The sequence below is a fragment of the Streptomyces bullii genome, assembly GCF_042657145.1.
GTDB classification, from domain to species: Bacteria; Actinomycetota; Actinomycetes; order Streptomycetales; family Streptomycetaceae; genus Streptomyces; species Streptomyces bullii.
In genome coordinates this window covers 506976-519322 of record NZ_JBHSNY010000006.1, presented here as the reverse complement: position 1 = coordinate 519322, position 12347 = coordinate 506976, and the positions used below count along the sequence as shown (strand labels likewise).

Sequence of the window (12347 nt, the reverse complement as noted above, 5' to 3'; positions counted from 1 at the left end):
CGCCCCCGCTTGTCCGGCGTTTGCCCGGCGCCCGTCGGTCTCTTGACGGTCTTCGCCCGTCCACCTACATTCATTCCAGATCGTAGAAAGTTATTTCCGCTATACGGAAGAGCTCACCGCGGGGCGCGACGGGAGTGCGAATCCGACAGCCGAAGCAGGAGTACTCGATGGCTCGAATGACCGCTGCCCGCGCGGCAGTTGAGATCCTCAAGCGCGAGGGCATCACCGACGCGTTCGGTGTCCCGGGCGCGGCGATCAACCCCTTCTACGCGGCGCTCAAGGCCTCCGGCGGCATCACCCACACCCTCGCCCGGCACGTCGAGGGCGCCTCGCACATGGCCGAGGGCTACACCCGCACCCACCCGGGCAACATCGGCGTCTGCATCGGCACCTCCGGCCCAGCCGGCACCGACATGATCACGGGCCTGTACTCCGCCACCGGCGACTCCGTCCCGATCCTGTGCATCACCGGCCAGGCCCCGACCGCCGTGATCCACAAGGAGGACTTCCAGGCCGTCGACATCGCCTCCATCGCCAAGCCGGTCACGAAGATGGCCGTGACCGTCCTGGAGGCCGCCCAGGTCCCCGGCGTCTTCCAGCAGGCCTTCCACCTGATGCGCTCCGGCCGTCCCGGCCCGGTCCTCATCGACCTGCCGATCGACGTCCAGCTCACGGAGATCGAGTTCGACCCGGAGACGTACGAGCCGCTCCCGGTCTACAAGCCGGCCGCGACCCACGCCCAGGCCGAGAAGGCGATCGCGATGCTGAACGCCGCCGAGCGGCCGCTGATCGTCGCGGGCGGCGGTGTCATCAACGCCGACGCCGCCGCACTGCTCGTCGAGTTCGCCGAGCTGACCGGCACGCCGGTCGTGCCGACCCTGATGGGCTGGGGCGTCCTGCCCGACGACCACGAGCTCAACGCCGGCATGGTCGGCCTGCAGACCTCGCACCGCTACGGCAACGCGACGTTCCTGGAGTCCGACTTCGTCCTCGGCATCGGCAACCGCTGGGCCAACCGCCACACCGGCAGACTCGACGTCTACACGGCCGGCCGCACCTTCGTCCACGTCGACATCGAGCCCACACAGATCGGCAGGATCTTCGCCCCCGACTACGGCATCGCCTCCGACGCCAAGGCGGCACTGGAGCTGTTCGTCGAGATCGCCAAGGAGCTGAAGGCGGCCGGGAAGCTGCCCGACCGCTCCGCCTGGGCGGCGGCCGCGCAGGAGAGGAAGGCCAGGCTCCAGCGCCGTACGCACTTCGACGACATCCCGATCAAGCCGCAGCGGGTCTACGAGGAGATGAACAAGGCCTTCGGCCCGGAGACCCGGTACGTCTCCACCATCGGTCTCTCCCAGATCGCGGGCGCCCAGATGCTGCACGTCTACAGGCCGCGCCACTGGATCAACTGCGGACAGGCCGGCCCGCTCGGCTGGACGGTCCCGGCCGCGCTGGGCGTGGCGAAGGCCGATCCGGAGGCCTGCGTGGTCGCGCTCTCCGGCGACTACGACTTCCAGTTCATGATCGAGGAGCTGGCGGTCGGCGCGCAGCACCGGATCCCGTACGTCCATGTCCTGGTGAACAACGCCTACCTGGGCCTGATCCGCCAGGCGCAGCGGGCCTTCGACATCGACTTCCAGGTCAAGCTGGAGTTCGAGAACGTCAACGCGCCGGAGCTCGGCGTCTACGGCGTCGACCACGTCAAGGTCGCCGAGGGCCTCGGCTGCAAGGCGATCCGGGTGACCGACCCGAACGAGCTGGCAGCGGCCTTCGAGCAGGCCAAGAAGCTCGCCGCCGAGTACCGGGTCCCGGTCGTCGTCGAGGCGATCCTGGAGCGGGTCACCAACATCTCCATGTCGACGACCAACGACATCAGCGACGTCGTCGAGTTCGAGGAGCTCGCGACCGAACCCGGCCACGCGCCGACTTCGATCAGGACGCTGAAGGTCTGACGCGCGTACGGCACGGACGCGGCACTGTCACGCGGCTGACAGGCACGGACAGGTACGGACAGGCACTGCCAGGCACTGTCACGCACATAGGGGCGGCCCCTCTCCCGAGGGGCCGCCCCGTCGGTGTGCTCAGTCCGTGCCGCCGTCTCCGCCGCCGCAGGAGTATCTGTGGCGCAGTGCTCTGTCGCCGGTGACCGGGTACCCGCGCGGGACGTGCCGCAGGAGCCCCCTGTCCGCCACCTGGACGCGGGGGATCAGGCCGGTCCGCAGGGCGAAGCGCGGTTCGAGCAGCGCCAGGGCCGCCTCGCCGTGCAGCGCGACGGCGAGCAGCTTGTCGTCCTCCGACAGGTGGCGTCTGCTCGCGGGCAGCGGATGCCGCTGCCGGAGGGCCCGCACCTGGCGGCGGGCGGCGCGCGTCGGGCCGAGCAGCGGCAACCGCAGCAGACCTGCCTCCGCCAGGCCGACCCGCAGCTCCGCCACCGCGATGCGGACCTCCGCACGCTGGGACACCTCCTGCGGCCCGGCGGGCTCCTGCAGACAGGCGAGCACGGCGTCGGCCAGCGCAGGAAGCGGCTGCGGAGGCCCGTCCGCGTCGGCGGCACCGGGCACACCGGCCTCACCGGCTCTGTCCGGGGCCGACCGCACCGCTCGTACCGTGCCCGGCCGGCCCGCCTCGACGGCGCCCCGCAGGTGCAGGGCGATCACGGCGACCGTCACGGCGGCCCGCGGGCCGCCGCGCAGCAAGGCGATCTCGAACGGTCGCAGGCGGAGCGGTGTCTCGCCGTTCATGAGCTTCCCCCGATCCCGGGTCCGGGCGTCCGGCGGGTGGTTGCCGGGGGCGCCGGGCCGTGTCACCGGGCGAGGCCCGGGTCCCGTCCCCCGCGCGGGACCCGCGCCCTCCCCGTGCTGGGGCCGGGCTCCGTGGCGCCCGGGCCGGGCTGTCCCCCCGTCGCCCCCGTGCGGGCCCCGCTCCCCGTTCCCCGTGGCGGCGGGGCCCCCCGCCCCCGTGCCGGCGGGCCCCGTGTGACCGGGAATGTGCCCGCGGGCAGGGGCAGCCGAAGCCTCCCGGGCCGGGTTCAGAGGTTGATTTGAGGGTTCCGTAGTGGGCGTACGACCGGTGGCGTAGACGAGGCGGCCACGCGGTCCGGCGGCCTGGCGGCCCTCACTCCCCGCTCGTCCGGTGCTCGTGGTGCTCGGACAGCCCCGGCCAGTCGTCCGGGCCGCCGCCCTCCCACTCGATGAGGTCGCTGTCGGCGACGTCGGTCACGTACAGATCGGCCAGCCGCAGGATCTCGCCGACGTCGTCGACGTGCGAGGCGATCCCCAGCGTCTCGTCGCCCGAGGTGACCCGCCGGGAGCCGTCCAGGGCCGGCGGGTGCACCACGACGTGCGGGTGCTCGGTCGGGTGCGTCATGCCTTCAGGCTCCTGCGGACGCGGGCGGAGCGCACCCCGGAGACGCCGAGGAGCGCCGGATGCGGGACCGTCCGCATCCGGCGCTCGCCGGTCTGGCCGTCCGACGGTGCGAGGCTGGGCGCGACAGGTCGTTCGCGCCGCCGGACGGGGTCGCTGGTGCCTCGGAGAGGCACGGGGGCTGGGACCGCGGCGGGTGTGACGGCGCCCGGGGCGCCTTCCCTCAGGTCGAAGAAGGAGCGCCGGGACCTTCACCACCGCACTGGCTCACACGCCGCCGCGGTCCTCGCCCTGCCCGCGGTGCCACCGGGGCGGCCACCCGTCATCCGGGCCGCCCGGTGGTCCCGCGGGCCGCGCGTACGGTCTCGACCTCCCCGTCGAGTTGCGTACGCGAGCCGGTGTGTCAGTCCTCGCGCAGGGCGCGGACCGCCTCCTCCACGCGCCTGCCGTAGTCCGGGTCGGCGGCGTGGAAGTGCGCGAGGTTCTTCTCGATCACGTCGTCGCGGGAGACCTGGGACAGACCGCCGGCGATGTTGGCGACCAGGCGCCGCTTCTCCTCCTCGGACATCAGGCGGTACAGCTCACCCGCCTGGAAGAAGTCGTCGTCCTTGGTGTGCGGCGGAGCCGCATGGGTTCCCGTGTGGCCGGCGACCGCCAGCGGGGCCGACAGCGGGCGGCCCGTCTCGACCGGGCCACCGTAGGAGTTCGGCTCGTAGTTCTTTGCGTGACGGCCCTGGGAGTTGAGCGCCATGAGGCCGTCGCGTCCGTAGTTGTGCGCGCCGCCGGGGACGGCCTTCGGGGCGTTGACGGGCAGCTGGGTGTGGTTGACGCCCAGGCGGTAGCGGTGGGCGTCCGCGTAGGCGAACAGGCGGCCCTGGAGCATCTTGTCGGGGGAGGGGCCGATGCCCGGCACGAAGTTGTTCGGGGAGAAGGCGGCCTGCTCGACCTCGGCGAAGACGTTGTCCGGGTTGCGGTCCAGCACCAGGCGGCCCACCCGCCGCAGAGGGTGGTCGGCGTGCGGCCAGACCTTGGTCAGGTCGAAGGGGTTGAAGCGGTAGTCGGCCGCCTCGGCCGCCGGCATGACCTGGACGTAGAGGGTCCAGGACGGGTGCACGCCGCGCTCGATGGCCTGGAGCAGGTCCGTCTGGTGGGAGTCGGGGTCCTTGCCCGCGATCTCCTGGGCCTGCTCGGTGGACAGGCAGCGGATGCCCTGGTTCGTCTTGAAGTGGTACTTGACGAAGAAGGCCTCGCCGTCGTCGTTCGTCCACTGGTAGGTGTGCGAGCCGTAGCCGTTCATGTGGCGGTACGACGCCGGGATGCCGCGGTCGCCCATCAGCCACGTCACCTGGTGCGTGGCCTCGGGGGAGTGGCCCCAGAAGTCCCAGACGTTGTCCGGCTCCTGCCGGCCGGTGAACGGGTCGCGCTTCTGCGAGTGGATGAAGTCCGGGAACTTGATCGGGTCCTTGATGAAGAACACCGGGGTGTTGTTCCCGACGAGGTCGTAATTGCCTTCCCGGGTGTAGAACTTGACCGCGAAGCCGCGCGGGTCGCGCACCGCGTCCGCGCCGCCGAGGGAGTCGGCCACGGTCGAGAACCGCACGAACACCTCGGTGCGCTTGCCGACGCTGTTCAGGAAGTCGGCGCCGGTGAAGCCGGTGATGTCGTCGGTCACCTCGAAGTGGCCGTAGGCGCCGGAGCCGCGGGCGTGCACCACGCGCTCCGGGATGCGTTCGCGGTTGAAGCGCGCCAGCTTCTCCAGCAGATGCTGGTCCTGGATCAGGAGCGGGCCGCCGAGGCCGGCGGTGGCGGAATTCTGGTTGTCTGCGACGGGGGCGCCGGACTCCGTGGTGAGTGTTCCCGCGGTGAGCACGCGCTTCGACATCGTGGACCTTCCGTACGACGGGCAGCGGAAAACTTTTTCCGCTTAGTGGAGCCTAGGTCGGGACGATCTGGGCGTCAACAGTTTGTTGAATCTCTGGATGTGGTTCCGGGCGGCGCCATCGCTCTGGGCGCGACAGGACATATGTCAGCGAGGCGCCGCCCGGGGTATGAGGGACCGGTCAGACCTGCGCGCCGGACAGGCGCTCCACTCCCCGCAGCAGGGCCGAGTGGTCCAGGCCGCCGTCGCCCTGGGCGCGCAGCGACGCGACCAGCTGGGCGACCACGGCGCCGACGGGCAGGGCCGCGCCGACGGTGCGGGCGGCGTCCGTGACGATGCCCATGTCCTTGTGGTGCAGGTCGATACGGAAGCCCGGCTTGAAGTCGCGGTCGAGGAAGTTGTCCTTCTTGCGGGTCAGCACGGTCGAGCCGGCCAGGCCGCCGTTGAGGACGTCCAGCGCCGCCCTCAGGTCCACGCCCGACTTCTCCAGGAAGACCACCGCCTCGGCGCACACCTGGATGTTCACGGCGACGATCAGCTGGTTGGCGGCCTTCACGGTCTGGCCGGAGCCGTGCGGACCGCACAGCACGATGGTCTTCCCCAGCGCCTCGAAGATCGGCTTGGCCTGGTCGAAGTCGGCCTGCTCGCCGCCGACCATGATGGACAGCACGGCCTCGATCGCGCCGGCCTCACCGCCGGACACCGGGGCGTCGAGCACCCGGATGCCCTTCTCCCCAGCGTTCCTGGCCAGGTCGACCGAGGTCTGCGGGGTGATCGAGGACATGTCGATCAGCAGGGCGCCGGACCTGGCGTTGTCCAGGATGCCGTCGGGGCCGTAGGCGATGGCCTCCACCTGCGGGGACGCGGGCACCATCGTGATGATCACGTCGGCGTCGCGCACGGCCTCGGCGAGGGAGGAGGCTGCGGTGCCGCCGGCGGCGGCCAGGCGGTCGAGCTTCTCCCGCTCCAGGGTGTAGCCGGTGACGTCGTAGCCCGCCTTGATCAGGTTCTCGGACATGGGGGAGCCCATGATGCCGAGGCCGATCCAGGCGACCTTGGGGAGTCGGTTGCTCATGATGCGGGTGCCTTTCACAGTCCGGGGTGGGATTCAGCGGGCGGCGCGGGCCTCACGGGGCAGCCAGTCGAAGGCCTGGGCGCTCGGGCGGTCGCCCGGCTTGTACTCCAGGCCGACCCAGCCGTCGTAACCGGCCTTGCGGAGCCGGTCGAGGAGGTCCTCCAGTGGCAGCGAACCCGTGCCGGGGGCGCCGCGGCCGGGGTTGTCGGCGATCTGGACGTGGCCGGTCTTCGCGGCGTACCGCTCGATCACCGACGGCAGGTCCTCGCCGTTCATCGACAGGTGGTAGAGGTCCATCAGGAAGCGCGCGTTGCCCAGGCCCGTGGCCTGGTTGACCTGGTCGACGATCCCGACGGCGGCGGGCGCGCTCACCAGTGGGTACAGCGGCGACTCGGGCCTGTTCAGCGCCTCGATCAGCAGGATCGCGCCGATCCGGTCGGCGGCCCGGGCCGCGAGCGCCAGGTTCTCCAGCGCGAGCGCGTCCTGCTCGGCCGGGTCCACGCCCTCGACGCGGTTGCCGTACAGCGCGTTGAGCGCCGTGCAGCCGAGCGACCGCGCGAAGTCGGCGGCCACCTCGACGTTGGCGCGGAACCGCTCGGATTCCTCGCCCGGGACCGACAGGGCGCCGCGGTCCGGGCCCGGCAGCCGGCCGGCGTAGAAGTTCAGGCCGGTGAGCCGGACGCCCGCGTCCTCGATCGCCTTGCCGAGGGCGTCGAGCTCGGACCGCTCGGGGGTGGGTGAGTCGATCCAGGGCCACCACAGCTCGACCGCGGTGAAGCCGGCCGCGGCGGCGGCGGCCGGGCGCTCCAGGAGCGGGAGTTCCGTGAAGAGGATCGACAGGTTGACGTTGAAGCGCTGGTCTGCGAATCCCATCGCGGCGGCGCCCCCTTCCTCGTATTCCATATTGCGGAAGTTCATTTCTGCGTAATGGAAGATTGCCTGTGATCGGGAAGAGCTGTCAAGAGCGGGCACGAAAAAGCGCCCCCGCGCGGTCGGCGCGGGGGCGCATCGGTACGGGCAGATCAGAGCGCGTCCACGGCGCTCACCTTCCAGCCCTCGGCGGTACGGGAGAGGGTCATCCGCACCCGGTTCAGGTCCACGCGGGACCCGGAGACCTGGGTGCTCCTGGTGACCTGGTTGACGAAGAGCAGCACCACGACCCGGTCCGGCGAGGCCGAGACGACCGAGGCCGCCGGGGCACCACCGCCCGGCGGCTCCACCACCGACGCCTTGACCACCCCGTGGTACTTCTCGGCGGTCGGCGTCACCACCGTCTTGGTGGTCTTCCCGTACTCCTCGCGGAACTTCCCGGTCAGATGGGTGCGGGCCCGGGCGAAGTCCCGGTCCAGATGCCGGTAGTCGTACGACAGCACCACCGGCGCCGCCTTCCGGGCGGCCGCCAGCGCCTCATGCCCCGCGTCCTGGGCCCGCTGCCCCTGACGGTACTGCCACCCGAGCATCCCCACCGCGACCAGCCCGGCCACGAGGAGGACGGCCAGGACGACGGTGAGGAGCCGCGGCCGGGACCTCGTGGGTCGCTCCTCGGCGGGCTCCGCGGACTCCGGTGCCGGCTCCGGCGGGTCGTCCCAGCCGTCTGGTACCTCGATCACCACCGTGCGCCCGGACAGCGGCGCCTCCGGCGGCCGGGCCGCTTCGTCCTCGCGCGGCACCGCTCGCTCGGGGCCGTCCGTGCGTCCGGCGCGCTTGGCCGCCGCGCGGGCGGCCGCGGTCAGAGTGCGGCGGGCGGGGGCGGTCAGGGTGCGGCGGGCGGGGGCGCCGGCGCCCCGGGTGCGGGAGATCGGGTTCGCCACGGTATTGCTCCTCGGGCTTTCTCCTGAAGCGGGTACGAAGGGGGTGCGGGGTCAGCCGACGAACTCGACGTCGGAGGTGAGCCAGCGCCCGCCCTGGCGCACCAGGTCGAGCTGGAGCCGGTAGGTGCGGGCCTCGCCCTGGGGCACGGCGGTGTTGGTCACCTTGCTGTCGGCGACGACCAGGACGCGGGCCGAGCGGTCGTCGGACCGCACGATGCCCGCCTCCAGGACCTGCCCCTGGGACACCGACTTGTTCTGCGCGACCAGCCGGGTCAGCTGCTCGGTCTGCGCGGCGAACTCCTTCTTGAAGCCGCCGGTGGCGTTCTTCAGCACGTTCCGGCTGTCCCGGGCGTAGTGCCGGTAGTCGAGCGAGGTGAAGTTCAGCGCCGACTGGCGTGCCGCGGAGAGGATGTCCTGGCGACGCTGCTCCCCCTCGCGCTGTTCGTGCACGAGGAACGCCAGCCACAGCGCCAGGGCCGTCGTCAGCGCCGTCGCGGCGGCCAGCCCCACCGACAGCGCACGGCGGTGCCCCGTGAAGCGGGCGGTGACGCCGAAGATGTCTTTCATGCCATCGGTCCCACGAGCAGCCATTGCCAGGACTCCTTTCCGAACACGCTCTGTTCGCCGCCCGTCGAGCCGATCGCGACGGGCCTGCCGTCCGGGCCGGTGGCGAGGCCGGTATCCGGGTCGTACGGGGTGACGTACGCCGCCCGCTGCGCGTCGCCCGTACGGGACGAGGCGCCGGGGGCGTTCTGCGCGCCACGCACCGAGGTGTCGCTGCCGCGCGGGGCCGTGCAGCGGGCGTCGGTGTTCGCCTCCCGCGTGCGGGTGTCGGCGGGGTCACGCCGCCGGGTGTCGTAGCCCTGGGTGCACGCCGGCGGGTCCTCGGCGTTGACGACCAGCCCGAAGTGGGTCGTGCCGTCGCCCGGGATGACCGTGTAGCTGCCCGCGACCACCACGGGGAAGGTCACCAGGGCCTGCTCCACGCCGGGCAGCCGCGCCACCATGACCCGTCCTCCGCTGATGAGGTTGGCCAGCAGCACCGGCACGCTCGACTCGGTGGACTTCAGCAGCGAGTTCACCTCCACCGCGGCCGGTGCGGCGTTGCCGATCAGGCGGCGCAGATCGCCGTCGCTGGACTTCAGCTGGGCCGTGAGCGCCGCCAGGTCACGGGAGAACGACTTGATCGCCGAGCCCTGGTCGGCCTGCGTCTTGAGCACCGTCCGCGAGTCCTCGATCAGCCGCACCGTCTCCGGCAGCGCGTCGGACGCCGACTCGACGAGCGCGTTGCCCGAGTCCACCAGACGGCCCAGATGCGGCCCGGTGCCGGCGAATGCCTTGCCCAACTCGTCGACGGTGGTGCGCAGATCGTCCTTGCCGACCGAGTTCACCAGCCGGTCGAGACTGGCCACGAGGTCGGTGTTGGGCAGCGGAGTCCGGGTGCGGTCGCGCGGGATCGTGCTGCCCTCCAGCAGGTACGGCCCGCTGTCGCGGCGCGGCTGGAGATCGACGTACTGCTCGCCGACCGCCGAACGGTGCGCCACGACGGCCAGGGTGTCGGCCGGGATGGGCGGCGTGTCGTCGTCGAGCTGCAGGGGCACCGACACGCCGGAGCCGGTCAGCCGCAGCTGGCCCACCCGCCCCACCGGCACCCCCCGGTAGGTGACCTCGGCGCCGGGGAAGACGCCGCCGGAGTCGGCGAAGTCGGCCCGCACGGTGTACCCGCGGCCGAGGACGCTGTCCACCAGCCCCGTGTACTGGGCGCCCACATAGGACACCCCGACCGCGGTGACCGTGGCGAAGGCGAGCAGCTGCGCCTTGACCGTACGAGTGATCACGGCTGTATCCCCTTCAGCATCAGCTCGGCGAGTTCGAGGTCGATCCCCGCGGGGAGCCGGCGGGCGTCCCCGCCGTAGGCCGCGGTGCACACCGGCGGGCAGAGCAGGCCGCCGTCCGAGGGCGCCGAGGGTGCCGAGGGCGCCGTGGGTTCGCCGGGCAGGCCGGGCACGTCCGGGGTGTCCGGCAGGCCGGGCGGCGTCGGCAGGGGGACGTCCGGGAGGTCGGGGAGGTCCGGAGCACCGGGCGTGTCCGGGCCGTCGTCGCCCTTGCCGTCCTCCTCCTCGAGGTTGCCGTAGATGCTCGACAGGTCGAGGTCGGCGGTGACCTTGAGGTTGACGTAGTCGCCCTTGACGGCGTCGACCGCGTTGCGCGGGAACGGGTAAGTGGTCAGCAGTTCCAGTGAGTTGGGCAGGTCGGCGCCCGCCTTGTTGAGCTGGTTCAGGATCGGCCGGAGCTGCCTGAGGTTCGCGACCGTGTCGTCGTGCGAGGCGTTGACCACGCGGGTGCCGGTCTCGCCGAGCTTCGACAGGGCCGTGAGCATCTTCGTCAGGTCGCGCCGCTGGTCGGCGAGGACCTTCAGGGCCGGCGGCATGGTGTCGACGGCCGTGGCGATGGTCTTCTTCTCCTTGCCGAGCCGTTCGGCCAGCCGGTCGATGCCCTTCAGGGCGCGGACGATCTCCGCGCGCTGCTCGTCCAGCCCGCCGAGGAACGTGTCGAGCTCCTTCAGCAGGGCCCGCACCCGGTTCTCGCGGCCCTCCAGCGCCTTGTTCAGCTCGACGGTGATCGTCTTCAGCTGCGCCACGCCGCCGCCGTTGAGCAGCGCGGACAGCGCGGAGAGCACCTCCTCGATCTCCGGGTTGCGGCCGCTGCGGGACAGCGGGATGCGGTCGCCGTCGGCCAGCCGGCCCACGGCCGCGGTGCCGGGAGGCGGCGACAGGGCCACGTACTTCTCGCCGAGGATGCTGGTCTGCCGCAGCTCGGCCACCGCGTTGGCCGGCAGCTTCACCGAGCCGGCGATCCGCAGCCGCACCCGGGCGTGCCAGCCCGCCAGCTCCACCTTCTCCACCGCGCCCACCGTCACGTCGTTGACCTTCACCGCGGACTGCGGCACCAGGTCCAGCACGTCCCGGAACTCGACGGTGACGTGATAGGCGCGGCCGTCCGTGGCGGCGCCGCCGGGCAGCGGGACGTCGTACCAGCCGTTGACCTCGCAGCCGGACAGCAGCAGCGCGCCGACCGCCGTCCACGCGAGCGTCCCGCCCTTGCTCAGCCGCCTCATGCCTTCGCCCCCAGGATTCCGCCGAGTGTCCGGTCGACCGTGCCGGACGCCGGTGCCGTCGGCACCTCGGGCAGGGAGGCGAACAGTTTCTCCAGGTCCCGGCAGTCGGGGTTCTTCCCGCCCTCGTCGCCGGTCGTCTTCAGCAGGGAGCACAGCAGGGCGGCCGGGTCCTGCGGCCCGTCGGGGTTGTTGCGGGTGTCGAGGGTGCCGGCCGACGGGTTGTAGGCGTTCTGCAGGTTGGACAGACCGGCCGGGGCCACCTCCAGCAGCTCCGCCAGGGCGGCACGCTGGGTGACGAGCACCCTGGTGACCTTGCTCAGGCCCTTGACGTTCGACGTCAGCGACTTCTTGTTGTCCTTCACGAAGTCCGCCACGTCGCCGAGCGCCGCACCGAGGTTCTTCAGCGCCGCCGCCAGGTCCTCACGCTCCCCGGCGAGCTGCTCCGCGACTTCGGCGAGGCTGGAGTTGAACGACCGCACCTCCTTGTCGTCAGCCGCCAGCGCGGCCGTGAACACCTGGAGGTTGCGCACGGTGCCGAACAGGTCGTCCCGGCCGTCGGACAGCGTGGTGACGGCCTGCGACAGGTCCTCGACGGTCCGGTGGAGGTTCTCGCCCTGCCCGTCGAGGTTGTCCGCGCTCACCCCGAGCAGCCGCGACAGGGAGCCGTCCTTGTTGGCGCCCTTCGGGCCGAGCGCCTCCGCCGTGGTGTGCAGGCTGTCGAAGATCCGGTCCAGCTCGACGGGCACGGCCGTACGCGCCTCGGGGATGACGTCGCCGTCCCGCAGCACCGGTCCCTTCCGGTACACCGGCAGCAGCTGCACGTAACGGTCGCTGACCACCGACGAGTTGATGATGGCGGCCTTCGCGTCCGCCGGCACTTTGCGGCCCTCGTCGTACTCCAGCTCCACCCGCACCCGCTCACCCTCCGGCGTGATCTCCTTGACCTCCCCGATCCGCACGCCGAGGACGCGGACGTCGGAGCCGGGGTAGATGCCCACGGTGCGCGGGAAGTACGCCGTGACGCGCACGGGTTCGGAGCGCGGCCACAGCACGTACGTGAGCGCGGCGACCAGCGCGAGGGCGGTGACCAGGGCGGCCATG

11 protein-coding genes are annotated in these 12347 nt (G+C 71.9%); 1 reads left to right on the top strand and 10 read right to left on the bottom strand.

Features of this window, described 5'->3' with window-relative positions; translation table 11 throughout:
* Positions 1-167 precede the first annotated feature (167 nt).
* Complete coding sequence (gcl, locus tag ACFPZJ_RS20050; RefSeq protein WP_381023246.1) at positions 168-1952, top strand: glyoxylate carboligase; 1785 nt, start codon at positions 168-170, stop codon at positions 1950-1952.
* Between the two features lie 129 nt (positions 1953-2081).
* On the opposite strand, the gene ACFPZJ_RS20045 is transcribed toward gcl, so the two are convergent.
* The 10 genes from ACFPZJ_RS20045 to ACFPZJ_RS20000 form a co-directional block, all read right to left on the bottom strand.
* On the bottom strand, positions 2082-2741 hold the full coding sequence (locus ACFPZJ_RS20045; protein WP_381023243.1) for a TIGR04222 domain-containing membrane protein: 660 nt from the start codon (positions 2739-2741) through the stop codon (positions 2082-2084).
* A gap of 373 nt (positions 2742-3114) precedes the next feature.
* The gene (locus ACFPZJ_RS20040) at positions 3115-3366 is read right to left on the bottom strand and encodes a hypothetical protein (RefSeq protein ID WP_381023240.1); all 252 of its coding nucleotides are present in this window, start codon (positions 3364-3366) and stop codon (positions 3115-3117) included.
* Between the two features lie 400 nt (positions 3367-3766).
* Positions 3767-5245: a catalase gene (locus ACFPZJ_RS20035; protein ID WP_381023237.1), complete on the bottom strand. Its 1479-nt coding sequence runs from the start codon at positions 5243-5245 to the stop codon at positions 3767-3769.
* A gap of 178 nt (positions 5246-5423) precedes the next feature.
* Positions 5424-6317 (bottom strand): 2-hydroxy-3-oxopropionate reductase, encoded by an 894-nt coding sequence (locus tag ACFPZJ_RS20030; protein ID WP_381023235.1) that lies wholly within the window; start codon positions 6315-6317, stop codon positions 5424-5426.
* A gap of 33 nt (positions 6318-6350) precedes the next feature.
* Positions 6351-7190, bottom strand: a complete 840-nt coding sequence (locus ACFPZJ_RS20025) for a TIM barrel protein (RefSeq protein WP_381023479.1) — start codon at positions 7188-7190, stop codon at positions 6351-6353.
* 149 nt (positions 7191-7339) lie between these two features.
* Entirely contained in the window at positions 7340-8128 is a 789-nt protein-coding gene (locus ACFPZJ_RS20020; protein WP_381023232.1) for a hypothetical protein, read from the bottom strand.
* A gap of 51 nt (positions 8129-8179) precedes the next feature.
* Complete coding sequence (locus ACFPZJ_RS20015; protein WP_381023230.1) at positions 8180-8695, bottom strand: hypothetical protein; 516 nt, start codon at positions 8693-8695, stop codon at positions 8180-8182.
* A complete protein-coding gene (locus ACFPZJ_RS20010; protein WP_381023228.1) occupies positions 8692-9966 on the bottom strand; it encodes an MCE family protein in 1275 nt (424 codons plus the stop codon). The genes ACFPZJ_RS20015 and ACFPZJ_RS20010 overlap by 4 nt, the downstream gene beginning before the upstream one ends.
* Positions 9963-11246 carry an MCE family protein gene (locus tag ACFPZJ_RS20005; RefSeq protein ID WP_381023225.1) on the bottom strand — a complete coding sequence of 428 codons (1284 nt, stop codon included), beginning with the start codon at positions 11244-11246 and terminating at the stop codon, positions 9963-9965. The genes ACFPZJ_RS20010 and ACFPZJ_RS20005 overlap by 4 nt, the downstream gene beginning before the upstream one ends.
* Entirely contained in the window at positions 11243-12346 is a 1104-nt protein-coding gene (locus ACFPZJ_RS20000) for an MCE family protein (RefSeq protein ID WP_381023476.1), read from the bottom strand. Before ACFPZJ_RS20000 ends, ACFPZJ_RS20005 begins: the two co-directional genes overlap by 4 nt.
* Position 12347: the final 1 nt, after the last annotated feature.

Excerpts from the sequence above, each read along its gene's own strand:
- gcl (WP_381023246.1), top strand. The coding sequence starts at position 168 with ATGGCTCGAATGACCGCTGCCCGCGCGGCAGTTGAGATCCTCAAGCGC.
- ACFPZJ_RS20045 (WP_381023243.1), bottom strand. The coding sequence starts at position 2,741 with ATGAACGGCGAGACACCGCTCCGCCTGCGACCGTTCGAGATCGCCTTG.
- ACFPZJ_RS20040 (WP_381023240.1), bottom strand. The coding sequence starts at position 3,366 with ATGACGCACCCGACCGAGCACCCGCACGTCGTGGTGCACCCGCCGGCC.
- ACFPZJ_RS20035 (WP_381023237.1), bottom strand. The coding sequence starts at position 5,245 with ATGTCGAAGCGCGTGCTCACCGCGGGAACACTCACCACGGAGTCCGGC.
- ACFPZJ_RS20030 (WP_381023235.1), bottom strand. The coding sequence starts at position 6,317 with ATGAGCAACCGACTCCCCAAGGTCGCCTGGATCGGCCTCGGCATCATG.
- ACFPZJ_RS20025 (WP_381023479.1), bottom strand. The coding sequence starts at position 7,190 with ATGGGATTCGCAGACCAGCGCTTCAACGTCAACCTGTCGATCCTCTTC.
- ACFPZJ_RS20015 (WP_381023230.1), bottom strand. The coding sequence starts at position 8,695 with ATGAAAGACATCTTCGGCGTCACCGCCCGCTTCACGGGGCACCGCCGT.
- ACFPZJ_RS20005 (WP_381023225.1), bottom strand. The coding sequence starts at position 11,246 with ATGAGGCGGCTGAGCAAGGGCGGGACGCTCGCGTGGACGGCGGTCGGC.
- ACFPZJ_RS20000 (WP_381023476.1), bottom strand. The coding sequence starts at position 12,346 with ATGGCCGCCCTGGTCACCGCCCTCGCGCTGGTCGCCGCGCTCACGTAC.